The 23741-nt window shown below is 66.5% G+C and carries 22 protein-coding genes; 2 read left to right on the top strand and 20 right to left on the bottom strand.

Annotation, left to right across the window (positions count from 1 at the left end; all coding sequences use genetic code 11):
• Positions 1-41: 41 nt before the first annotated feature.
• The 6 genes from M1M07_RS10300 to M1M07_RS10275 form a co-directional block, all read right to left on the bottom strand.
• On the bottom strand, positions 42-1265 hold the full coding sequence (locus M1M07_RS10300; RefSeq protein WP_248674064.1) for an acyl-CoA dehydrogenase family protein: 1224 nt from the start codon (positions 1263-1265) through the stop codon (positions 42-44).
• A 55-nt stretch (positions 1266-1320) separates the two neighbouring features.
• A complete protein-coding gene (locus M1M07_RS10295) occupies positions 1321-2979 on the bottom strand; it encodes an AMP-binding protein (protein ID WP_248674063.1) in 1659 nt (552 codons plus the stop codon).
• 234 nt (positions 2980-3213) lie between these two features.
• The gene (locus M1M07_RS10290) at positions 3214-4011 is read right to left on the bottom strand and encodes an SDR family NAD(P)-dependent oxidoreductase (RefSeq protein WP_248674062.1); all 798 of its coding nucleotides are present in this window, start codon (positions 4009-4011) and stop codon (positions 3214-3216) included.
• A 2-nt stretch (positions 4012-4013) separates the two neighbouring features.
• The gene (locus M1M07_RS10285; protein ID WP_229581111.1) at positions 4014-4967 is read right to left on the bottom strand and encodes an acyl-CoA dehydratase activase; all 954 of its coding nucleotides are present in this window, start codon (positions 4965-4967) and stop codon (positions 4014-4016) included.
• 31 nt (positions 4968-4998) lie between these two features.
• Positions 4999-6339, bottom strand: coding sequence for a 2-hydroxyacyl-CoA dehydratase subunit D (locus M1M07_RS10280; protein ID WP_248674061.1), 1341 nt, complete (start codon positions 6337-6339; stop codon positions 4999-5001).
• Positions 6340-6369: 30 nt separating this feature from the next.
• Complete coding sequence (locus M1M07_RS10275; RefSeq protein WP_248674060.1) at positions 6370-7518, bottom strand: 2-hydroxyacyl-CoA dehydratase subunit D; 1149 nt, start codon at positions 7516-7518, stop codon at positions 6370-6372.
• Between the two features lie 158 nt (positions 7519-7676).
• Here M1M07_RS10275 and M1M07_RS10270 point away from each other — a divergent pair, with 158 nt between their 5' ends.
• Both M1M07_RS10270 and M1M07_RS10265 read left to right on the top strand, forming a co-directional pair.
• Positions 7677-8786, top strand: a complete 1110-nt coding sequence (locus M1M07_RS10270) for a CaiB/BaiF CoA-transferase family protein (protein WP_248674059.1) — start codon at positions 7677-7679, stop codon at positions 8784-8786.
• Positions 8787-8868: 82 nt separating this feature from the next.
• On the top strand, positions 8869-9714 hold the full coding sequence (locus tag M1M07_RS10265) for a PaaX family transcriptional regulator C-terminal domain-containing protein (protein ID WP_248674058.1): 846 nt from the start codon (positions 8869-8871) through the stop codon (positions 9712-9714).
• Positions 9715-9746: 32 nt separating this feature from the next.
• On the opposite strand, the gene M1M07_RS10260 is transcribed toward M1M07_RS10265, so the two are convergent.
• The 14 genes from M1M07_RS10260 to M1M07_RS10195 form a co-directional block, all read right to left on the bottom strand.
• Positions 9747-10781, bottom strand: a complete 1035-nt coding sequence (locus M1M07_RS10260; RefSeq protein WP_248674057.1) for a phosphotransferase family protein — start codon at positions 10779-10781, stop codon at positions 9747-9749.
• Between the two features lie 82 nt (positions 10782-10863).
• On the bottom strand, positions 10864-11706 hold the full coding sequence (locus M1M07_RS10255) for an enoyl-CoA hydratase/isomerase family protein (RefSeq protein WP_248674056.1): 843 nt from the start codon (positions 11704-11706) through the stop codon (positions 10864-10866).
• 14 nt (positions 11707-11720) lie between these two features.
• Complete coding sequence (locus M1M07_RS10250; RefSeq protein WP_248674055.1) at positions 11721-12530, bottom strand: enoyl-CoA hydratase/isomerase family protein; 810 nt, start codon at positions 12528-12530, stop codon at positions 11721-11723.
• Positions 12527-13780, bottom strand: coding sequence for a CaiB/BaiF CoA-transferase family protein (locus tag M1M07_RS10245; protein ID WP_308200792.1), 1254 nt, complete (start codon positions 13778-13780; stop codon positions 12527-12529). Before M1M07_RS10245 ends, M1M07_RS10250 begins: the two co-directional genes overlap by 4 nt.
• An 86-nt stretch (positions 13781-13866) precedes the next feature.
• Complete coding sequence (locus M1M07_RS10240; RefSeq protein WP_248674054.1) at positions 13867-14493, bottom strand: EamA family transporter; 627 nt, start codon at positions 14491-14493, stop codon at positions 13867-13869.
• A 79-nt stretch (positions 14494-14572) separates the two neighbouring features.
• Entirely contained in the window at positions 14573-15358 is a 786-nt protein-coding gene (locus M1M07_RS10235) for an enoyl-CoA hydratase/isomerase family protein (protein WP_248674053.1), read from the bottom strand.
• A 64-nt stretch (positions 15359-15422) separates the two neighbouring features.
• On the bottom strand, positions 15423-16280 hold the full coding sequence (gene menB, locus M1M07_RS10230; RefSeq protein WP_248674052.1) for a 1,4-dihydroxy-2-naphthoyl-CoA synthase: 858 nt from the start codon (positions 16278-16280) through the stop codon (positions 15423-15425).
• Positions 16281-16391: 111 nt separating this feature from the next.
• Positions 16392-17150, bottom strand: coding sequence for an SDR family NAD(P)-dependent oxidoreductase (locus M1M07_RS10225; protein ID WP_197250712.1), 759 nt, complete (start codon positions 17148-17150; stop codon positions 16392-16394).
• Positions 17151-17202: 52 nt separating this feature from the next.
• Positions 17203-18126 (bottom strand): hydroxymethylglutaryl-CoA lyase, encoded by a 924-nt coding sequence (locus M1M07_RS10220; protein ID WP_248674051.1) that lies wholly within the window; start codon positions 18124-18126, stop codon positions 17203-17205.
• 5 nt (positions 18127-18131) lie between these two features.
• Positions 18132-19394 (bottom strand): acetyl-CoA hydrolase/transferase family protein, encoded by a 1263-nt coding sequence (locus M1M07_RS10215; RefSeq protein ID WP_248674050.1) that lies wholly within the window; start codon positions 19392-19394, stop codon positions 18132-18134.
• Positions 19394-20587, bottom strand: a complete 1194-nt coding sequence (locus M1M07_RS10210; protein ID WP_248674049.1) for a thiolase family protein — start codon at positions 20585-20587, stop codon at positions 19394-19396. Before M1M07_RS10210 ends, M1M07_RS10215 begins: the two co-directional genes overlap by 1 nt.
• Entirely contained in the window at positions 20587-21336 is a 750-nt protein-coding gene (locus M1M07_RS10205) for an SDR family NAD(P)-dependent oxidoreductase (protein WP_248674048.1), read from the bottom strand. The genes M1M07_RS10210 and M1M07_RS10205 overlap by 1 nt, the downstream gene beginning before the upstream one ends.
• The gene (locus M1M07_RS10200) at positions 21336-22502 is read right to left on the bottom strand and encodes an acyl-CoA dehydrogenase family protein (protein ID WP_248674047.1); all 1167 of its coding nucleotides are present in this window, start codon (positions 22500-22502) and stop codon (positions 21336-21338) included. The genes M1M07_RS10205 and M1M07_RS10200 overlap by 1 nt, the downstream gene beginning before the upstream one ends.
• Before the next feature lie 72 nt (positions 22503-22574).
• Entirely contained in the window at positions 22575-23651 is a 1077-nt protein-coding gene (locus M1M07_RS10195) for an acyl-CoA dehydrogenase family protein (RefSeq protein ID WP_248674046.1), read from the bottom strand.
• Between the last annotated feature and the right edge of the window lie 90 nt (positions 23652-23741).

Below are 23741 nucleotides of genomic sequence, written 5' to 3'. Positions count from 1 at the left end.
GGCCGTATCCCTGTCGGCAGGTGAGCGAAACCCGACGAATTTCACGGTACAGCGGACACGGGATGAGCCGGTCCCCTCTGCCCCGGGGAGACCGCGTCGGCGCCGCGTCTCTCGTAGGGAACGAAGTCGGTCCCATACTTTTCTCGCATGATGATGATCTTCTGGATCTGTGCCGTACCGTCGGCGATCTCGACGGACATCACGTCACGCAGGCGTTGCTCGAACGGAAGTTCCGTCGAGTAGCCGTAGTTGCCGTGCAGGAGGAGGCATTCCTTGACCGCTGCGCTCGCCACGAGCGGGCCGTACCACTTCGCCATCGCCGCATCGCTGGTGTGCGGCAGGCCGAGGGTGCGCTTCTCGAGCGCCGCGTAGCAGATCAACCGGGCCGCCTCGACCTTGGTGAGGTGTTCGGCAATGGGAAACGACACCCCCTCGAACTTCGCCAATGGCTCACCGAACGCCGTGCGCCGGCGCACGTACTCGGCTGTCTCGTCGAGGGACGCCCGGGCCGCGCCGAGTCCGGTCAGCGCGAGCAGCGGCCGCGTGAAGTCGAACCCGTTCAGCACGCGGGAGAAGGCACGCCCTTCGAGACCGATCAGGTTCTCCGGCGGCACCTCCACACCATCCAGATGCAGCACCCCGCGACCGAGGATGCCCCATCCTGTATCCGGAACCGCCGATGTGGCAATGCCGCGTGCGTCGAGCGGCACCAGGAACGTCGACACGCCGACGTCCTTGCCGTCCCGGATCGTCCGTGCGGCAAGGATGATCGCTTCCGCCTCGGCAAGCATGGTCACCGATGTCTTCTCGCCGGAAATGATGTATCCGTTTGCGGTAGCTCGCGCGACGGTCTTGATATTGGCGGCGTCGGATCCGGTCTCGGGTTCCGTCAAGCCGAATGCGACGTAGGTTTCGCCCGCAACGAGGCGCGGCAGCCACCTCTCGACGACGACATCGGATGCGTGGTGCCGGATCAGCGTGCTCATCAGCATGACAGGAATCGTCATGTTGGCGACGTTGAAGTCCGCGTAGGCGAGTTCCTCGACGGCGACGCCGGCCGCAGCGAAGTCCTCCCGCTCGAGGGGGTTGTACTCCTCTCCTGCGAGAAGGCCGTAGATCCCCAGATCGGCGATCTCACGATGCAGATCCCACGGGAACGTGGAGGACTTCGCGCGCTGGAGATACCCGGGCGCCAGGCGTTTCGTTGCGTAGGCCCGCACCGCATCACGGATTCCGTGTGAATCGGCGTTCAGCAGCTGTGTCAACGGGTCACCCCTTTGTCGGTTACCGGTTCGGTCATCCGCTGCGATGGAGGCGTCGTCACGAGACCAGATCCGCCGAGGACTGCTCGGCCGGGGCGCTGTCGTTCATCGGTGCCGCGGTCAGCGTTCCGTCGGCGATCTGTTCTTGCACGCGGAACTTCTGGATCTTGCCGGACGGGGTCATGGGAAGGGACCGGGTGAAGTACCACAGAGCGGGTGTCTTGTGGGCGGCGAGTCGCTCGCGGAGCCAGGATTTCAGCTCCGCCGCGGTGGGGAACGAGTCCGGGTCCTTCATCCGCACCACGGCGCCGATCTGTTCGCCCCATTTCTCGTCCGGCACACCGATGACCGCGACCTCCGCGACGGCGGGGTGCCGGTAGAGGAGTTCCTCGATCTCCCGGGGATAGATGTTGAGACCGCCCCGGATGATCATCTCCTTGAGGCGACCGGTGATCTTGAGGAAGCCCCGGCTGTCCATCACACCCAGATCGCCCATGCGCAGCCATCCGTCCGCATCGACGGTCGCGGCGGTTTCGTCGGGCATGTCCGAGTATCCGAGCATCACCTGGTAGCCGCGGCAGCACACCTCGCCCTGCTCACCGACAGGAACGATTTCGCCGGAGACCGGGTCGACGATCTTGACCTCGAGTTCCGGCAGCGGCTGCCCCACCGTCGTTGCCTGGTCCACGACGGTGTCCGTGATCCGCGTCTGGCTGATCACCCCGTGCATCTCGCTCTGGCCGAACAAGATGGTGAAGTGACAGTCCAGGTCGCGGGTGACTCGGTCGACAAGCGCCTCGGGTACTGCCGCGGCGCCGGACATGACGGTGTGGATGCTCGACAGGTCGCGGGTGTGCCGGTCCGGATGGTCGAGCAGGGCGATGAGCATCGTGGGCACCATCAACGAGTGCGTGCCGCGATAGGTCTCGATCATCTCGAGCATCAAGGCCGGCTCGAAGGCCGGCAGGATCACGTAGGTTCCGTGGGCGGCGAACGTGCCGAGTTCTGTGACGCCACCACCTCCGATGTGGTACATCGGCATGGCGTTGACGCAGATCAGCGGGTCTGTCCGGCCGGCCCGTTCGAACACGAACGCGGCTTCGTTGGCAAGGCCTTTGTGGTGCAGCAGTGCGCCTTTCGGGAATCCGGTGGTGCCCGAGGTGTACTGCAGTTGCACCGCGTCCGTGGGCAAGACAGCCGGGAACTGCGTGGTCGGATCGCCGGTGCGCACGAATTCGGCCCATTCGCTGCCCGATACCACTGTGTGCAGTCCGGGCAGGGTCGGCCGGACCTCGTCCAGAATCGCGGACAGGTCCGCGCCGCGGTAGGACTCGCGGTAGAAGAGACCGGCAGCCTTGGATTGCCGCAGGATGTACTCGAGCTCGTGGGCCCGGTATGCCGGGTTGATGCCGACCAGCACCATGCCCGCCATCGCGATCGCCTGGTGCAGGATCACCCAGTCGGCACTGTTGGGCGCCCACACCGCGATCCGATCGCCGGGGCGGAAGTGTGTGAGCAATGCGCGGGCGGTCGCTTCGGTGTCGGCGAGCAACTGGCGGTAGGTCCATTCCCGCCGGTCCGCCGGGTCGGCAACGCCGTCGACGAGCGCGACGCGGTCGGGGACGGTCGCGACCCCTTCCCGAAGAAGTTCACTGAACGTGATGTCTCGAATGCCCGTGCTTGTGGAGGCCGGCCAATAGGACATCTCTAGCGACATGATGTGCTCCTGCTTTCGGCTGGGGGGATGGAAGAAGGGAAGACTGCAGGGACCGCCCGGGGTCCTCGACCGGACACCTTGGAGTGTAATCGCGGTCACACCAAATATAGTACCAATCAGGGGACTTCCGCTACAATTGTGTCAAACATTTTGATCGGCGAAATCTCCGTTTTCATCCCGAAACACTTGAAGCCGGCCGAGGTTCACACCTCGACCGGCTTCTCGCTGCAACCACTATCCCGCGGAAATCCCCCCGTTCGGACTGACCACCTGCCCCGTGATCCGCCGCGCCTGCGCACTACAGAGAAACAGCACGAGGTCGGCAACATCACCCGGCTCCGCCACCCCCAACGACGCGAGTCGGCTCGCCTTCTCGAACAGTTTCGCGCTGAACGGCTCGGACATGACGCGATCGAAACCGCCGGTGTCGCGAATGAGAGACGGTGTCACGGCATTGACCCGGATTCCGTCCCGTTTGGCTTCCATCGCAAGTGTTTTGGTGAACATGACGATTGCTGCCATGGCCGCACCGATCACGCTCTCACCGGGCGTCGGGTGCTTTGCCGCGTCGGAGGCGATGTTCACGATCACCCCGCCGCGCTGCTGTCGCATCGCCGGCAGGACAGCCCGGCACATGTTGAGGGGGCCGAGAGCCTGGTTGACCAGGACTCCCGGGATATCCTCGGGATCCATTTCGTGGAACAGACGCGGGTTGAACGAACCCGTCGTGCTGTTGACGACGATGTCGGCAGCACCGAGTGAATCCGTGAGTTCCGCCGCCACCCGCACCGCCTCCCCGGGAACGTTCACGTCGGCCGCGGCGAACAGACACCACACACCGGGCGCGAGCGTTCGAATGTGCTGTGCTGCTTTCTCTCCGCGTTCGACATTGCGTCCGATCAGACCGATCCGCTGAGCACCCGCGCGCACGAATCGGCGGGCCACCTCGAGCCCGACGCCACTTGTTCCCCCGACGATGTAGATCGTCGACTCGGCCGGAACCGGTACCCGGAAATCACTCGGTTCGTTCATCGTCAATCGTTCCTCTGCAGATCGAGCATCACCGGTCCCCCGGCGTGCACATGATTACCGTCCAGGACACCGTCGCAACTCGCACAGTGCCGCCGACCGCCCGGACTGCTCGATGCCATCTTCGTCTCCGTCGCAGCATCGCGCGCGGTCGGAGCCGTTCGGGCGCCGCGATATTCGTCGCGTGCGAGCAACCCCGCGCCGTAGGCACCGGCGATCTGCGGCTGGTCGAGCACCTCGATCGGGTGTCTCAATGCCTCTGATACACAACGGATCGCTGCCGGGTTCTTGGCGACACCGCCGGTCATCACCGCCGGTGTCGCCCTACCGACCTGAGCGACCAACGCGAGGGTGCGCGCCGCGACCGCGCGGTGCACAGAAGCGGCGATGTCGGCCTTGTCCTGCCCTTGCGCGAGCAGAGAAATCACTTCGGTTTCGGCGAACGTGGCACACATACTGCTGACCTCGAGGCCGTCGGCACCGGTGAGCGCAAGGTCGCCCACCGCGTCGATGTCGACCTCGAGCGCGCGGGCCAGCACATCGAAGAATCGGCCCGTTCCGCTCGCACAGCGGTCGTTCATGGCGAAACGTTCCACCAGTCCGTCGTCGTCGACGATGATCGCCTTGCTGTCCTGGCCGCCGATGTCGATGACGAGCCGAACCCCCGGACGCAGTGCCGCTGCGCCGCGCGCATGACAGGTGATCTCGGTGAAGGTGCGGTCGGCGCCCGGCACCAATCGGCGGCCGTACCCGGTGCTCACCGTCCGCCGAATGGCCTCGCGTGGCACTCCCGCCGCGATCGAGGCACCCTCGATCGCGCGGGCGACAGCTTCGCGGCTCACAGCGCCCATCTGCACGACATCCGTCCCGCACAACGCCCCGTCCTGATCGACGACGGCAGCCTTCGCGGTCGTCGATCCCAGATCGACGCCCATGACGAACCATTTGTCGGTACTCATCACACTCGCCTCTTCCCGGTAGGGCGTCGCGCTAGACCGCGGACCTCATCCGCTGCACGTCGATCGCTTCGAGCATCGCTTCGAGGCGACTGTCGAACAACTCGTCGTTGTAGAACGATGCGTCGGCAACGTCCCCCTCGAAGAAGAACGACTTGACTCCGCGCTCGGTCTCGGCAGCCCGGGCGAGCATGGACTGGGGGTTGGTCATCGCCCGGCAGGTTCGGGTGGAGTGGAAGGCGATGCCGTCGATCGCGTATTCGTCGAGACGACGTAGCAACAGCTCCCGCAGGTTCTTCAGCCCGTGGTTCAGAGGGCAGAGCAGGTAGTGCTGTGCCATACCGAGCAGCGGGTTGTCGACGTCGATGAGCTGCGGTTCCTGCCAGAAGGATTCGTGGGTGTACCGGCCGGCCACCACGGCCACGTCGTACTCGGCGAACTTCCTGGTCAGGAATCCGAGTTTGTTCCAGTTCATGATCCCGTCGAAGTAGACCCGATAGCGCTCGTTCTCCACGGCGCTGACACCGTCGGTGATCCGCTGTTCGATCTCGGCTTTCACCCCGGCGAAGTAGTCCACGAGATCCTGATTTCCGGGGAGGAAGTTGATCGGCGCGATGCTCGCCACCCAGTCCCAGTAGGTCGCGGGGGTCGGTGCCTGCCGGCACAGTTCCATACCTTCAAGGCGCAACTCCGAAGCCCGCTTGATGTACGACATGCTTTCGCTGAGCGCATCCCAGTCGAACGGCCGGCCGGTCTGGTATTCCAGGAAGTCGATCAGTTCCCGGAGCTGGCCCTCGACGTACTTGCCGACCTCGATCCACTCCTCGCCCCGCATGTATCCCGCGTCGGGCTTGTTGCCCCACAACATCGGAATTGAGACGTTGAACAGGGGCAAAGCGCGATCGAACACGCGGTACGTCATGGCGTCCCACTGCTGTCCGGTGCTGCAGCCGGCATACCCGTTGACGAAGAAGTCCGGGGCCGGCAACTTACCGGCGAGCTCCTGCTGGTCGGTCAGGCCCACGACGCCGGTCTCGCTCCGATCGCTGTTCTGGTGCGTCAGGACGGCGCATCCGAGGTGCGTGCGGGCGTACGAGCACAGCTCGTTGATGTAGCCGTACTCGGCCCCGGCGGCCTGGGCCGGACCCTCGAGATGCTGAGCGGCCAGTCGTGCGGCAAATGCCTCACCATGACACCATTCGAGGCCGGCCGCCTGGAAGAGCGGGTTCAACGCGGCGCCGTTGTACCAGACGACGTGCTTTCCGCGCTCCTTCGCGGTGAAAATGTTCTCCCAGTAGTCCGCGACCAACTTGCCGCCGGCCCGGGTACTGGACAGGCGATTCGCCTTGTCCTTGCGCGGTTGTGCAACAGTCATCGTGATCTCCCTCAGGTAGTCGAGCGGGCTTCAGGACAGCGCCGGCACGTGCTGCCGACGGATTCGCTCGACAAAGGTCTCGACCCTGGTCCGGAGCGTTTCCACAGGATTGCCCTCATGCTCGGTCTCGATGAGGAGCACGGGGATTCTATTGGCCTCCAGAGCTTTCCGAAGTTCCGGGTAGTAGAGCATGTGCGGTTCGCAGAACTTCGCCATCATCACGATCACACCGTTCGCATTGCTGCGGGCGAGTTCGTCGATCAGATATCGGTCCCAGTCGACCTGAGTGGTCACTCGGGTCGGGCACGGGGCGTTGAGGTTTCGCTCCAGGTACCAACTCGACAGCGCCTCGAACGGATCGCCGTTCTCGGGCACATCGGTGGAGATGTAGCGATATCCGGTGTACAGGTCGTCGTCGACCACGATCACCCCGGTCTCCTCGATCACGTCCAGCAGTTCGGGCCGCGGGGCGTGGCAGAAGTGGCCGGACAGGTAGAGCCTGACCGCGTCGGGCTGCCCGTCGTCGGCCGGGTCGATCCCGTCGAGAAGGCGCTCGAGGACGGCGGTGTGTTCGGCGATGTCCATCACCATGCTCGACTTCACCAGCACCTGCATTTCGCTCGCGGTGATGCGGAGGCGACCGGAGCGACGCAGCGCGTAGAACTCGCGCAGCAGCCGCCGGTTGGCGTTGAACGCCCGAATGCTGGCGCTCAAGGCGTCGGCCGTGATCGAAACTCCAAGGGTAGCTTCGATCCCGGCCGCGAGTTCGCCGATCCGTCCCGCCACTCGCGGCCTGGTCCAGGCATCGTCCATGGCGCTGGTGAGCTGGGCGAAGTGCACCGGCTTCTCGGGTCGCAGCCATCGGATCACGTCGACCGCGCCGAGCAGCTGCACGCAGTGGTCCGCCGCCACGATGGCGTCGAAGACGTCGAGCCGACCGAGCGCCGCCTGATCGGCGACACTGCGGGTGTATCCGCAGTAGAACTCGGCGAGCAGGTTGCGTCCCTCGGTGATCGGGGTGCGGCTTTCCTGGATGAGCACCGGAAGGGCGCCGGCGGCGTGCACGAGTTCGGATGGAAAGTTCATCGGGAAGGAGCCGATCACGCCGCCTTCGTGGGTCGCCTTCCATGTCTGCGCGTAGTCGACGGGATCGTCGGCCGCGGCACGCAGAGTCGCCATCGGTTCTGGACTGAGTCTGTTCACGTTTCGCCCTCGGATTCGTCGATGGATGCCGGAAGCGACAAGTCGGTGTACTGCTGCGGCATCGAGCTAGATAATACTTAATTTGATAGTTAGTATCCAGAGTTGTCAAACATTGGGTCGTTCGGAGGTAGAAGATGACGCGTGTACTCGACGGACTGCGGGTGGTCGAACTGGCCGGGATCGGCCCGTCGCCCCATACCGCAATGATGCTGGCCGATCTCGGGGCAGACGTCGTTCGGATCGAACGCCCCGGCGGGGTCAACCAACTCGTACCCGTGGAACAGGACGCCGGCTTGCGCAACCGCCGATCGGTGCACGCCGATCTGAAAGATCCCGACGATCTGCAGCGCGTGCTCAGGCTCGTCGACAATGCCGATGTGCTCATCGAGGGCTATCGCCCCGGCGCGGCGGAGCGCCTCGGCGTCGGCCCCGAAGTGTGCCGAGCACGCAATCCCCGACTCGTCTACGCCCGGATCACCGGATGGGGACAGGACGGCCCACTGGCCGCCTACGCCGGGCACGACATCAACTACCTCGCCCTCACCGGGGCGTTGAACGCGATCGGACGCAAAGGCGAACGCCCACTGGCACCACTCAACCTGGTCGCCGACCTGGGAGGCGGATCGATGCTGGCGATCACCGGCATCCTCGGCGCCCTCTATGCCCGGGAGCGGTCCAGGCAGGGTGACGTCGTCGATGTCGCGATGGTCGACGGCGTCAGCACACTGATGACGATGTACTGGACGCTGACCGAGAACGGACTGTGGTCCGCCGACCGAGGCACCAACGTCGTCGACAGCGGCGCCCCGTTCTACGACACCTACGAATGCGCCGACGGGCGGTACGTCGCAGTCGGCGCGGTCGAACCGGCCTTCTACGCACAACTACTCACAGGCCTCGGACTCGATCAGGCCGACCTTCCGGACCAATACGATCGCAGCGCCTGGCCCATGCTGCGCGCCCGGTTCGCCGAGATCTTCCGGGCACACGATCGCGACCGATGGGTGGACCATTTCGCCCCCCTCGACGCATGCCTCACGCCGGTGCTCGCCCTGGAGGAGGTCGCCACGCACCCGCACATCGCCGCGCGCGGAACAATCGTCGAATCGTTCGGACAACGTCAGCCCGCGGCATCGCCGCGCTTCTCGAACGCGGCGCCGGCAACGTACGCGGCACCCCGCGCACCCGGCGCCGACACCGCCGCGGTACTACGCGACTGGGGCGTCGTCGAGGGCGCGCACTGATGCGCGGCAGCCCGCTGGCCCTGCACCGTCGGCAGTGCGGGGCGTGTGGCGTGGCTCCGACCGCCTGCGCGACGATGTACCTATGACTGATCCCGACATCGGGTCCGTATCCGACAAGGACTCACCCCCCGCCCGCAGCGCCCGATCCGTGCTTGTGACGGTGCTCGGCGAGTTGGTCGAACCGTGCGGTCGGCCGGTCCGTACCGCGGCGCTGCTCTACGTCCTGAGGGGTCTCGGATTCGGTGAGCCCGCGGCACGGCAGGCGCTGGCCCGCACAGGCTCGTCCGGGTTGATTGCCGCGCAGCGGGTCGGTCGGGAAACCTTGTGGCACCTGACCGAGAAAGCGCACCGCCTGTTCGCCGAAGGCGACATGCGCGTGTTCCCCCCCGAAGTCGACGTCACCCAATGGGACGGACGCTGGCTGGTCATCAACGTCCCGGTTCCCGAATCACACCGCTCGAGCCGGAAGAAACTGTATGCGGCATTGCGGTGGGCCGGCTTCGGAAACCCGACCCCCGGCGTCTGGGTGACCCCCCACATCGATCGTGCCGCCGAGGCCGCCAGGACGATCGAGTCTCTCGGATTGACCGACAACACGGTCACGTTCGTCGGCCCCATCGGCCAGCCGGGTATCACCGAAGCCGAACTCGTCCGGCGGTCCTGGGATCTCGGCGAGGCCGAGAAGGTCTACGACGAGTTGCTCACCCGCTTCGACGTGCGCGAATTCAGCTCCGCCGACGAGTTGCTGATCACCCACCTGCAGCTGGCCGATTCCCTGCGCCGGATGCCCTACCTCGATCCCCGGCTGCCCGAGGTGCTGCTGCCGGACTGGGCCGGATTGCAAGCGGCGAAGCGACTACGCGATCTGCGTACCGAGTGGACCCCGGCAGCACACGCTCGTTGGCGCGAAATCGCGGGCATCGAGTAGCGACCACCGGGCCGGTGCCCGTCCCGACCCGATCAGACGCCGGCCGCGGTCAGGCCCGCCGCCCGGTGAGCGGCGTCGAGGAAGGCCCGCACCAGGGCGCCGTCGCGGTAGTACTGATCCCCCACGCCGGCGACGGCCCGGCGCCGCCCGTACTCGTACAGCACCGCCAGCTTCCACAGAGCCAAGGCGGTATACCAGTCGAGGTTCGACAGATCGGCGCCGGTGGCAGCCGCATACCGCTGGGCGAGTTCGTCGCGGGTCGGGTAGCCCTCTTCGAGGACGGCGACACCGAGGTCCTCGGTCGGCGTGCGGTCCTGTCCTTCGACGGGATACGACGCGAGGAAGTACCCGAGATCGAACAGTGGGTCACCGATCGTCGCGAGCTCCCAATCCAGCACCGCCGCAATACGTCCCGGCGGCGCGGCAGCGAGGATGACGTTGCCGATGCGGTAGTCGTTGTGGATGATCGCCGCACCGGACTCGGCCGGAACGTGGGCGGCGAGCCACGCGTCGATCTCCGCGAACTCCGGCGGCGGCGTCCCGTCCTCGGCCGCCACCAGTCGGCCCATGCGACGCAGGTGACGCTCGTTGAATCCGTCGGGCCGGCCGAGGTCACCGAGACCGGCAGCCTGCCAGTCGACCGCGTGCAGAGCGGCGAGGGTGTCGATCAGCGCCTCACCGATCCGGCGACGATCGGCCGGTGCGCTCAGTGCTGCCGGGGTCTCTGTGGTGACCACCGGACCGGCCACGTAGTCCATCACGTAGAACGGGACGTCGAGCACGTCGCCGGTCTGACCGACAGCCAGCACGGCCGCCACCGGTACGCCGCTGTCGGCGAGTGCACCGACGAGCCGTGCCTCGCGCAGCATGTCGTGGGCCCCCGGCGGGACGGGGGGCGGCGGCGGCCGGCGAACGATCACCCGGCGTACCCCATCGGATACCAAGTACGTCAGATTGGAATGCCCGTCACCGATACGGTCCGCTGTCAGCGGCCCGTCCGCGATACCGCGCTCACGCAGGAATCGTTCCAACGCGCCGAGGGTTTCGGGAGTCCATTCCCAGGTCATATGCTCGCCTCCATCAGATCGTGCCACCCGGCGCATGCCGACCGGTCCCGGGCACTGAATGCAGTCGGTCGTTCGCCGACGTCTATGCCCCGGTGAAGCGCGGAGCTCGCTTCTCCTTGAATGCGGCCAACGCTTCGGGCATGTCCTCACCACGGGTGAGCAGCGCCTGCCCCCGGTTCTCCAACTCGAGCGCCGCCGCGTACGAGGTCACTTCCTGGTTCCGCTGCAGCGCGCGCTTCGATATCCGAATCCCGCCGGGGGAATTCGTCGCGATCGTCTCGGCCAATGCAATGGCCTCCTCGAAGAGGTTCTCGCTCGGCACCACCCGGTTGGCAAGCCCGATCCGGACCGCCTCCTCCGCGCCGACGAAGCGTGCCGTGTACGCGATCTCCGCTGCCCGGCCCGGCCCGACGAGACGGGTCAGTTGCCAGGAGGTGCCGAGTTCCCCAACGGACAACCCGACCTTCACGAAGGCCGCGTTGAACTTCGCAGTCGGGGCGACCAGCCGGATGTCGGCAGCCAGGGCGAGCGACATACCGCCGCCGGAGGCAGCACCGTGGATCGCGGCGATCACCGGGAACGGCAGATGCCGCAGCGCGGCCAGGCCCCCGGTCGCGGTCTCCTGGAACTTCAGGAATTCCCGCACCCCCATTTCGGTGATCACACCGATCTCGTCCAGGTCGAACCCGGCGCAGAAAGCCCGATCCCCCGCACCGCGCAGGATCAGCGCCCGCGCGTCGGTGTCGCGCAATGCGTATGCAGCGGTGTTGAACTCTTCGAACATCTTCACGACCATCGAGTTCATCCGGTCGGGCCGGTTGATCGTGAGAACGGCGATCTTGCCCTCGAGGACCTCGAGGGTGAGAGTCTCGAGCCGGGGCGGCTCGTAGTTGCTCAGCACTGACGTATTCTCCCGCGTCTCCATCTGCGTCACCTCGATCACCGACCCGTGAACTTCGGGCTGCGCTTGTCCTTGAACGCGGCCAGCGCTTCGGGCATGTCCTCACCACGGGTGAGCAGCGCCTGACCCCGGTTCTCCAGTTCGAGCGCCGCGGCGTAGGACGACACCTCCATGTTCGCGTGCAGTGCGCGCTTCGACAGCTGCACGCCGGCAGGCGAATTCGCACAGATCAAGCGTGCCATCGACAGCGCCTCGTCGAGCAGCGACTCGGCGGGCACCACCGCATTCAGCAGCCCGAGCGACTCCGCCTCCACAGCTTCGATGAAGCGGCCCGTGTACGCGAACTCCGCGGCCCGCGCCGGACCGATCAACCGAGTCAGGTGCCAGGAAGCACCCAGGTCCCCGGCAGAAAGACCGATTCGCACGAACGCCGCGTTGAATCGCGCGGCCGGCGAACCGATCCGGATGTCGGCAGCCAGGGACAGCGACAGTCCTCCCCCGGCCGCCGCACCGTTGACCGCCGCGATCACCGGCACACGGATGCCGCGAATCGCCGAGAGCGCTCGCGCCGCCATTTCCTGCTGATCGAGCATCCCCATCGGCGTCAACGACGACAGCCCTTCGGCGTCGTCGAGATCGAACCCGCCACAGAACGCCTTACCGGCCCCGGTAAGAATGACCACACGCAGGCCATATTCGCGATCGAGTTGCAGCGCAACCTTTTCGAGTTCGACGAACATCGTGTTCGTCATCGAGTTCATTCGTTCGGGACGGTTCAACGTCACAACGGCGATCCCGGGTTCGGGTCGTTCGAGCGTGAACGTTTCCCATGTCGTCGGTTCGGTCACGTGTTCGCTCCTTCTTCGGTCCGGCGGTCCAGGTGGTCGCCGTGAGTAAGTGTGATCGGGTTGTCCTCGGCGGGGGCTTGTCGTACCGCACCGGAACGCAGCCAACGGTCGGTGCGGCCGGGGTCGATTCCCCAGTCGCTCAGGATCTCGAGGGTGTGCTCCCCCGGCGTCGGCGGACGGCGGTCCACCGCCGCCACCGAGCGGCTGAACCGGGGTGCAGGGGCTGGCTGCACGAGTCCGTCGACCTCGACGAAGGTTCCGCGTGCGACGTGGTGGGGATGCGACGACGCCTCGCCGATGTCGAGCACAGGCGCGATGCACGGTGTGCGTCCTTCGGCCGCCTCCAGCCACTCCGCGAGGGTGCGGCCCCGCACGGCGTCGGCGAACATCTTCTTCATCTGCGGCCATTGCGCGCGGTCGTTCTGATCCGGCAGGTCGCTGGGCAGGCCCAGCAGGGCTACGAGGTCGGCGTAGAAGTGCGGTTCGAGCGCGCCGACCGCGAGCCATTTGCCGTCGGCGGTCTCGTAGGCGTCGTAGAACGGTGCGCCGCTGTCGACGAGGTTTGTCCCGCGTTCACCGTTCCACGACCCGCTCTGCGAAAAGCCGAAGAACGGCGTCGCGAGCAGGGCGGCGCCCTCCACCATCGACGCATCGATCACCTGCCCGCTGCCAGAGCGCTGTCTCTCGAAGAGCGCGGACAACACGCCCAAGGCGAGAAGCATTCCGCCGCCGCCGAAGTCACCGATCAGGCTGAGCGGCGGGGTCGGTGGCTGGCCGCGGCGTCCGATCAGCGACAGGGCGCCGCTGAGTGCCACGTAATTGATGTCGTGACCCACGTGCTGCGCCAGCGGGCCGTCCTGCCCGAAGCCCGTCATGCGACCGTAGATCAGCCGCGGATTGCGCTCGGCGCACTCGTCCGGTCCGATCCCGAGCCGCTCGGTGACGCCGGGGCGGAAACCTTCGATCAGCACGTCGGCATCCGTCACGAGCGACAGCACCGCCTCCACCCCATCCGGGTGCTTGAGATCGACGGCAAGCGACCGGCGTCCCCGGTGCAGCAGTTCCGTGCGGAAATCCGCGTTCGGCCCGACCAGCCCCGCTCCGGTCGCACGGTCGACCCGCACCACATCGGCACCGAGATCGGCCAGCAGCATGGCGCAGAACGGACCCGGGCCGATCGAGCCGATCTCGACCACCTTCAAACCCGCCAACGGGCCTGTGAACGAGCGTTTCGTGCCGTCCTGCGCCACTGCTGCACCTTCCCCACTTTGGTCCGATGATAATACCTTCGATTGGTCCACGCGAGACTGTCCGAACCGCTCGGACACGCTCCCGATCAGTCACGGACCATCGTCGTCGCCTCCCCCGACCGGTCGGCAGCGCGCAGACCCCGAGGACGAGCCTGCGCACTCACCACCAGCACGACGGACAACAGGACCACCACGCCTCCGACGACCAGCGCAGGAGTGACCGGCTCGGACAGCACGACCGCCCCGAGAGCGACAGCCACCACCGGATTCACATAGGTGTGGGTGGCCACCAGCGGAAGCGGTGCATGAACCAGCAGCCACGCATACGCGGTGAATCCGACGATCGACCCGAAGACCACGAGATAGCCGAACGCTCCCCAGGCCCGCAGACCCACGTCACCCGAGAACCGCTCGCCGGTGACGACCGAAGCCAGCAGCATCGCCACCCCGGCCGCCACGAGCTGGTACATCGCACTGACATACACGTCCCGCGGGAGCGGGATCCTCGGCTGGACCCAGGACCCGAACGACCACGAAAGACTCGACAGCACGATGACCCCCATACCGACCAGCGGGAGGTTCGAACCCGTGCTGCCGGCCGACAGGAGCAATACGGCCAGGCCGACCAGCCCCACCCCGACTCCGGCCAGCTCGAGCGGGCGCGGGCGTTCTCCGGACAGGGCACGGTAGATGCAGATCCACACGGGCACCATCGCCGAGGGTGCCGATCGACGACCAGAGACAGGGCGAGCGCGATCGAACCGCGCCCGGCGGGCCCGGACGACACGGCGCTCAGGCGAAGCGCGGGGTGCGCTTCTCGAGGAACGCGGTGATGCCCTCCTTCGCCTCCCCGCTCTCGAAGAGTTCCTGCTCCTGAGCAACCTCGAAGCGGAAACCCTCCTCGAGTGGAGTGTCGAAGGCGGCGTCGACGGTGCGGATGACGGCACGCTGCGCGGGCAACGACATCGTGCAGAGCTCGGCCGCGAGGGCGAGCGCCGCATCCGTCGCGCCGCCGGCCTCGACGAGCCGATCGATCAAACCGATCGCATGGGCCTCGTCCGCGGGAACCTGCCGAGCGGTCAGCATGATGTCGAGTGCCCGGCCACGTCCCACGAGCCGCGGAAGACGTTGGGTGCCACCGGCTCCCGGGATGAGGCCCAGCTTGACCTCGGGAAGCCCGAACTTCGCATCCGCACCCCCGACCCGCAGGGTGCAGGCCATCGCGAGTTCGAGACCGCCCCCGAGCGCGAGACCGTCCACCGCGGCGATCGTGATCCGGTCGGCGGACGCGAGCCGGTCGAGCGCCCCGCGGAGTCGATCACCGTAGGCGGTGAACGATTCCGCGTCCACGGCCGACATGTGCTTGATGTCCGCCCCTGCGGCGAAGAAACCGGGGATATCCGACCGGACGACAATAACTTTCACCGAACCGTCGGCATCGGCGGCGTCCAGTGCCGCGTTCAGGCCATCGATGATCGGCAGGCCGAGGGCGTTCGCGGGCCTGCGCTGGAGCGTGATCGTCATGACGCCGGCGTCGACGTCACTCCATGTCACTGCGGGCGTAGCGGTTTCCGACATGCACACCATCCTGTCCGGTCCAACAATGATGCAACAATACTAATTATTGGACCGAAATGGAAGGTCATGGTCGGCGTGGGAACTTTTCGAACTCCGGCCGGCGCTTCGCCTTGTACGCCTCCCGCCCCTCCTTGGCCTCGTCCGTCGAGTAGAACAGCAGATTCGCATCGTGCGCGAGCTGCTGAATCCCGGCCATCCCGTCCTCCGCCGCATTGAAACTCGCCTTCATCAGGCGCAGCGCGAAGGGGGAAAGCTCGAGCATCTCGCGGCACCACTGGACGGTTTCGCGCTCGAGGTCGGCCAACGGCACCACCGTGTTGACCAACCCCATCTCCAGAGCCTGCCGAGCGTCGTACTGCCGGCACAGGAACCAGATCTCCTTGGCCTTCTTCACCCCGACCAACTCCGCGAGCAGACCCGCACCGTACCCGCCGTCGAACGACCCGACCTTGGGACCGACCTGACCGAAGCGGGCATTGTCCGCGGCAATCGTCAGATCGCACACCAGATGCAGGATGTGCCCGCCACCGATGGCATAGCCGGCGACCATGGCCACCACCGGCTTCGGCAGTCGGCGGATCTGGATCTGCAGGTCGGTGACATGGAACCGACCGACACTGCCCGCCTTGCCGGGCTCGGTGAGGTAGCCGGTGTCGCCGCGCACCCGCTGGTCACCTCCCGAGCAGAACGCATCGGGCCCCTCTCCGGTCAGCACGATGGCACCGATCGAGGAATCCTCACGAGCATCGACCAACGCGTCGGAGATCTCCATCAACGTCTGGGGGCGGAACGCGTTGCGCACCTCGGGACGGCAGATCGTGATCTTGGCGATCCCGTCGCCGCTGTGTTCGTACCGAATATCCTCGTACTCTCCGATCGGCGTCCACTTCACGAAATCCGTTGTATCGCAATTGTTCGTCATGTCTCGATCATAGGCTCTTCCGAGAACGATCGTTAACAGACCGCAACGCACGACAGCGCGGCCGGAGAGGTTTCCGGACCGCGCTGTCGAGTGGGAACCGACCGATGACGATCAGGCCATCGTCAGGCCACCACTGACGGACAAGGTCTGGCCGGTGACGAATTCCGCCTCGTCGGAGGCGAAGAACGCCACGGCAGCGCCGATGTCGGTGGCCTTGCCGAGCCGCTTCATCGGCACCGCGCGGGTCATGCCGGCGATCACCTTGTCGGCTTCCTGGCCGGAATTGTCGGCGAACTTGCGCAGCGCCGGGGTATCCGTCGGGCCGGGGCACACCGTATTGGCGGTGACGCCCTTCGTGGCGACCTCACGAGCGAGGGTCTTGGTGAACGCGATGATGCCACCCTTGGCACCCGAGTACACCGCTTCGAGCGAGGATCCGACGCGTCCGGCGTCCGAACCGATATTGATGACGCGCCCCCAGCCCCGCTCGACCATGCCCGGCAGGGTCGCCTGGATGACCCGCAGCTGACCCTTGAAGTTGATCTCGAGGATCCGGTCCCAGAACGCCTCGTCCGTCTTCAGGAACGGCATGAAATCGTCCCACCCGGCATTGTTGACGACGATCTCGACCGGACCGAACTGCTCGGCGACCTGCTTGACCGCCGCCTGCACGGACTCGGTGTCCGTCACGTCGACCGGGACGGCGATCGCCTGGCCACCGGCGTCGCGAATGGCGGCCGCGGTCTCCTCGGCGGCCTCGAGGTTGAGGTCGGCGACCGCGACGCGGAAGCCGGCTGCGCCCAGCGCATCGGAGATTCCCTTGCCGATACCCTGTGCACCGCCGGTCACGAATGCCACTCGATTGCTCATGTTCTTCTCCGTCTTTGTTGTGTACGTGATGGTTTCGGATATGACCGAAGCTTCAGTTCGTGGTCGCGGCCCATTCGATGGGGCCGGCGACGATCGAATGGCTCGTGAGCTTGCGGCCCAGAACGAGTTGGGCTTCGCGAGCTGCCTCGATGATGCGTCGCAGATCGAGCCCTGTCTCGACATCCATCTCGTGGAACATACTCACCAGGTCCTCGGTGGCGATGTTGCCGGTCGAACCCACCGGAACGGGGCAACCGCCCAGTTCCCCGAAGCTCGACTCGAAACTCGCGCATCCCGCCTCGAGCGCGGCGAATGCGTTCGCGAGACCCTGGCCGCGGGTGTTGTGGAAGTGCGCGGTGACCTCGACCCCGGGCAGGCGTTCGCTGGCCGCGGCGAAGAACTCCGAAGCATAGGCCGGATTGCACATGCCGGTGGTGTCGCCGAAACCGACCTCCGTGGCACCGGCTTCGGCGAATCGCTCCGCCAGGTCCAGCACCCGCTTCAGCTCCACCTTGCCCTCGAAGGGGCATCCGAACGACGTCGCAATGACCGCGGCGCAGTGCAGCCCCTCGGCGACGATCCGGCGAGCCATGATGTCGTTGTCCGCCATGGTTTCGTCGACGGTACGGTTGACGTTCTTCTTGTTGTGGGTTTCGGACGCGCTGACGAAGATCGCGACCTCGTGGAAGGTGTCGCGCACCTTCAGCGCGTTGTCCAGTCCCTTAGTGTTCGGCACGAGGACCATCAGCTTCACATCGTCGGGCACGTCGATGCGGCGGAGCACCTCCACCCCGTCCGACAGCTGCGGGATGACGTCGGGCCGCACGAAACTGGCGACCTCGATCCGCTTCAGGCCGGCGCGACCGAGGGCGTTGATCAGCCGCACCTTGTCGTCGGTCGGGATGGTCTCCGGCTCGTTCTGGAAGCCGTCGCGCGGACCGACTTCTCGGATCTGTACCCGTTGGGGACGCGTCATGGCGTTCACTCCTCGTTTCCGCTCGCTCCACTGCGAAGCAAGTCGTGCTCGGTCAATGCGATGTCCAGTTGCTCGCGATGCTCCGGGGCTGCGACCGCGATCATTCGCCGGGCCCGTTCCGCAAGGGAACATCCCCGCAGTTCGGCCACGCCGTGCTCGGTGACGACGTAGTCCACGTCGGCACGCGCCGTGGTGACGGACCCGAACTCGAGGGCCGGCTTGATCGACGAACGGCCGCGCGCGGTGGACCGAAGTGCGATGACCGAGCGCCCCCCGGTCATAGACGCAGCCCGGGAGAAGTCCACCTGTCCGCCGACCGCGCCGACGTAAGCGGCTCCGGCCCGCTCCGCTCCCACCTGCCCGGTGAGGTCGACCTCGATCGCGGAGTTTATCGACACGAGCGAGGTCAACTGCGAGAGCACTTGCGGCGCATGGGTATAGCTGACGGGACGGAAATCCACCGGCAGGTATGGCAGGCGTTCGTACAAGGTGGCCGTGCCGAGCGCCGCCCCGGTGATATGGCGGCCGATGTCGATCTGTTTGCGCGCCCCGGTGAGCACGCCCTTGTCGATCAACCGCAGCACCGCATCGGAGATCATGCCGGAGTGCAGGCCGAGGTCCCGATGTCCTTCCAGGGCCGCCAGCACCGCCGAAGGCAATGTGCCCACACCGATCTGGATGGTGTCGCCGTCCTCGACGAGGCCTGCGACGTGCCGGGCGATCGCCGTCTCGACGGCCTCGGGCTCACGGTCGGGCGCTTCGAGCAGCGGCCGGTCGGTTTCGACGACCGCCGCGAACCGCGACAGGGGGATCGCGGGTGCACCCTGGGTCCTGGGCATGCGCTGATTGATCTCGGCGATCAGGATGGGGGTGTGCTCGAGTGCGTCGGCGATGTAGTCGACGCCGACGCCGAGCGAGCAGTTGCCGTCGGCGTCGGGAGGGGCGACCTGCACGAACCCGACGTCGCATGGCAGGCGGTGCTCGGCGAACAGTCGGGGCAGTGCCCCGAAGTGACAGGGCACGACCTCGAGCCGGTCCCGTCGGCTGAGCCGGCGGAGTTCCCCGAGCCCGCCGTAGGAGACGACGGACAACTCGTCCGGGGTCCGATCGGCGAGTCGGCGGTCCCAGGTCAGGCCCACGAACGCCCGGACCGCGCCGATCGACGGGAGCTGGTCGAGCAGAGCGTGGACGAGCGGGGTGGGTTCCGCACTCGTTTGGCTCCACCAGATTCCGTCGCCGGCCCGGACATGGGGCGTGAGGTCGATCATCAGTCGATCCGCTGGATCAGTGTGGCGGTCCCGAGTCCGCCACCACAGCACATGGTGACCAGCCCGATTTCGGCGTCGCGGCGTTCGAGTTCGGCGACGACCGTCGCGATGAGCCGGGCGCCGGTGGCACCGACCGGGTGTCCGAGCGCGATCGCACCACCGTTGACGTTGACCCGGTCCATGTCGGGCTTGAGTTCGCGTTCCCAGGCCAGGACAACGGAACTGAACGCTTCGTTGATCTCGAACAGATCGATGTCGTCGATCGTCATCCCGTTGCGGTCGAGCAACTTCCGGGTCGCCGGTATCGGGCCGGTGAGCATGATGATCGGGTCGACTCCGACCGTGGTCTGGTCGAGGATCCGGGCGCGGGCGCGCAGACCGTGGGTCTCGACCGCGTCCCGGGAGGCGAGCAGGACACCGGCTGCGCCGTCCGAGATCGGCGAGGAACTGCCGGCGGTGATCCGGCCGTTCTCCCGAAACGCGGTCTTCAGGCCGGCCAGGGTGTCCAGGCTCGTGCCGGGCCGGACGGTCTGGTCGGTTCTGCGGACTTCGCCGTCGAGTTCGAGGGGGATCATCTCTTCGTCGAACCGCCCGGCCTCGATGGCCTCGGTAGCCAGGCGGTGGGATCGGACGGCGAATTCGTCCATCTCCTGCCGGGTGATGCTCCACCGGTCGGCAATGAGCTCGGCGCTCTCGCCCTGGTGCACGAAGTCGTACTTCTCGCGCAGCTCGGCCGGCCACGGGTCGCCGTAGAGTTCGGAGATTTTGGCTGGGGAGTTGATCGGCACGTGGCCCATGTGCTCGACACCGCCAGCGATGACCAGGTCGTGCGTGCCGGAGCCGACGAGGGCGGCACCCATCTCGACCGCGGTCTGTGCGGAGCCGCAGCGGCGGTCGAGGACGACGGCCGGTACCTCGGGTGGGTACCCGGCCTGCAGCCATGCGTTGCGCCCGATGTTGCGGGACTGTTCACCGAAGGGTGCGGTGCAACCGACGACGAGGTCCTCCACCGCTGCCGGCGCCAGGCCGCTGCGGCGGATCAGATCCGTGTAGACCGCGCCGAGCATCTCGTTCGGATGTGTATCCCGGAACCACCCGCGTTCGGGGTGGGATCGGCCCATCGGGGTGCGAGCCGCTTCGGCGATGATCACCTCGCGCGCGGAGCGCCGGAAGGGGTTGGTCGTTTCGGTCATCAGATCACCGTTCCACCGTCGACGGGCAGCACCTGGCCCGTGATGTACGAGGCGCCGTCGGAGGCGAAGAATACGAAGCTGGCCGAGATCTCGTTCGGCTCGGCCCAGCGCCTCAGAGCGACACGCTCGAGGGTCTTGGCCGCGAGCTTGTCGTTGCTGCGGATGTTCTCGGTCATCGGCGTGGCTGCAAGGGGCGCAATGGCATTGACGGTGACCTGCTTGCGGGCGAGCTCGCGGGCCAGTGACTTGGTCAGACCGATGATGCCCGCCTTGGCTGCCCCGTAGTTGGCCTGGCCGATGGTGCCTTGCAGGCCGGCGGCGGAGGTGACGTTGATGATGCGCCCGGTGCCGTCCTCCGGCAGGTAGGGCAGGACGGCCTTGCTGCACACGTAGCTGCCGACGAGGTGGATGTCGACGATGCGGCGGAAGTCGTCTTCCTCGAGATTCGGGAACATTGCGGGTGCGATGGCCCCGGCGTTGTTGACGAGGATGTGGACGGTGCCGCCACCGAGTGCGGCGGCCTGTTCTGCCGCCGCGGCGGCCTGGGCGGCGTCGCGGACGTCGAGTACGGCGGCCTTGGCGGTACCGCCGGCGGCGGTGATCTCCGCGGCCACGGCGGCGGCTGCGTCCTCGTTGACATCGGTGACGAGGACCGCAGCGCCGGCGGCGGCGTACGCGTGCGCCACGGAGGCACCGATGCCGCTGCCCGCGCCGGTCACGAGGGCGGATCTTCCGGTGAGTTCGAACATCAGTAGCTCCTGGGAAGGCCGAGCACGTGCTCGCCGAGGTAGTTGAGAACCATTTCCTGGCTCAGCGGTGCAATGCGGGTCAGGCGCGCCTCACGGAAGTAGCGCGCGACGTGGTATTCCTCCGAGTAGCCCATGCCGCCGTGGGTCTGCAGTGCGCGGTCGGCGGCCTGGAATCCGGCGTCGGCGCACAGATACTTGGCCATGTTGGCCTCGCGGGCACAGGGGCGGCCGTTGTCGTAGAGCCAGGTCGCCTTGCGCAGGACGAGTTCGGCGGCGTCTAGGTGAGCGAGGGAGTCCGCGAGGGGGAACTGGATGCCCTGGTTCATGCCGATCGGTCGGCCGAATACCTCACGGTCGGTGGCGTATTGGGTGGCGCGGCGCAGGGCCGCGCGGCCGATGCCGAGCGCCTCGGAGGCGACGAGCATCCGTTCCGGGTTGAGTCCGTCGAGGATGTACTTGAAGCCTTTGCCCTCTTCGCCGACCCGATCCTCGACAGGGATCTCGAGTCCGTCGATGAACAGCTCGTTGGAGGTGACGGCGTTGCGGCCCATCTTCTTGATGGGCCGGATCTCGACCTTCGAGCGGTCCAGGTCGGTGAGGAAGAGCGTGAGGCCGTCGGTCTTCTTCTGCACGTCCTCGAACTTGGTGGTGCGGGTGAGCAGGAGGATCTTCTCCGACTCCATTGCCTTCGAGATCCACACCTTGCGGCCGTTGACGATGTACTTGTCGCCATCACGCCGCGCGAACGTGGTGATCTTGGTGGTGTCCAGGCCCGCGCCGGGCTCGGTGACCCCGAAGCACACATGCAGGTCGCCGTTGACGATGCGCGGCAGGGTGCGCTGCTTGAGTTCTTCGGAGCCGTGCACGATCACCGGGTGCATGCCGAAGATCGACAGGTGCATCGAGCTCGCGCCGTTCATCCCGGCGCCCGAGGCGGCGACCTCCTGCAGCAGGATCGAGGCCTCGGTGATGCCCAGCCCGTGTCCGCCGTACTCCTCGGGGGTGGTGATGCCCAGCCAGCCGCCCTTGGCGAAAGCGTCGTAGAACTCGGTGGGGAATTCGTGCGCGGCATCCTTTTCCACCCAATACTGCTCGTCGAACTTGCCGGCGAGTTCTCGTACCGCATCTCGGATCGTTGCCTGATCCTCGGTCAGATCGAAGTCCACAACACAATCCCGTCGTCGTCGCTAACGTTTGGACTTAAGTTACTAAAGGACAGACCATTTAGTCAACGGTGGTCATCCAGCCGCCGGCAGAAGAGGCAACTCCCGGGCAATACGCTCGTTCCACACCTCCGGGCTGCCGAACAGCTTCTCGTCGAGCTTGGCGCGCTTGTAGAACAGCTGCAGGTCGTGCTCCCACGTGTAGCCGATGGCACCGTGCATCACGAGTGCGCTGTCGGCGGCCTGGACGGCACTGCGGGTCACCTGCGCCTTCGCGATCGCCGCATGCGTTGCACACTCCTCGAGACCCAGATCCACGGACGCCGCGGCATAGTAGGCGATGGACCGAGCCGCCTCCACCGATACGAGAATCGTTGCGGCAGCGTGCTTCACTGCCTGGAAGGAACCGATCGGCACACCGAACTGGTGGCGCGTTCGGCTGTAGTCCACGGCCAATTGCAGCATCCGCTCCGTCGCGCCGAGCGCGTCCGCGGAGGCGAGCACGGCCGCGCGCAATCCCGCATCCGCCAGCGCGGCTGGCGCGTCGATGTCGAGGCGTTGCGCGACGACGTTCTCGAGCCGCACGTCCGCCGCACCCCGGGACGGATCGAGGAAGCGCCGCGGTGTGACCGTGAGGCCCGGGTCGCCGACCCGGACGAGGTAGAGGGCCACACCCTCGCCGCCCTCGGCGGGGACGACGAGCCGGGTGGCGCGTTCGGCGCCGAGCACGGCAGGCACGCGTCCGGTCAGCGCCCCTCGCTCGTCGACGCGCACGGCGTCGCGCAGCCCGAGGGGGCGACTGGAATCGACTGCCAGAGCTGCGAATTCGCCACCGGCGAGTACCGCCTCGGCGACATCGGGCGGTAACAGAGGGGCCGCGAGCACCGACGCGGTCCACGCGCTGGCCGGTGCGGCATGCCGTCCCAGCGCCTCGGCGGTCAGCGCGAGTTCGAGCAGACCGCCGCCCTGGCCGCCCACCTCTTCCGGCAGGCCGGCCGAAAACCATCCCTCGTCCACGAACCTGCGCTCGAACTCGGCGGGGTCGCCCGATTCACCCCACTTCCGGACGTTCGCGGGTGCCGCGAACCGTTCGAGCCAGCCGCCGAGGGTTTCGGTGAACATTTCTTGCTCTTCTGACAGCTCCCAACGCATGGAACTGGTCCTCTCGATGAGTCGGGGAATAGCCTGCAAGATGAATGCAGTAAGAATCCGATGGTATATTAGGTCTGACCGTTAGACCAG

It is taken from the genome of Rhodococcus sp. HM1, from assembly GCF_023218075.1.
Classification (GTDB): Bacteria; Actinomycetota; Actinomycetes; order Mycobacteriales; family Mycobacteriaceae; genus Rhodococcus.
This window is presented reverse-complemented; position numbering and strand designations above follow the sequence as displayed.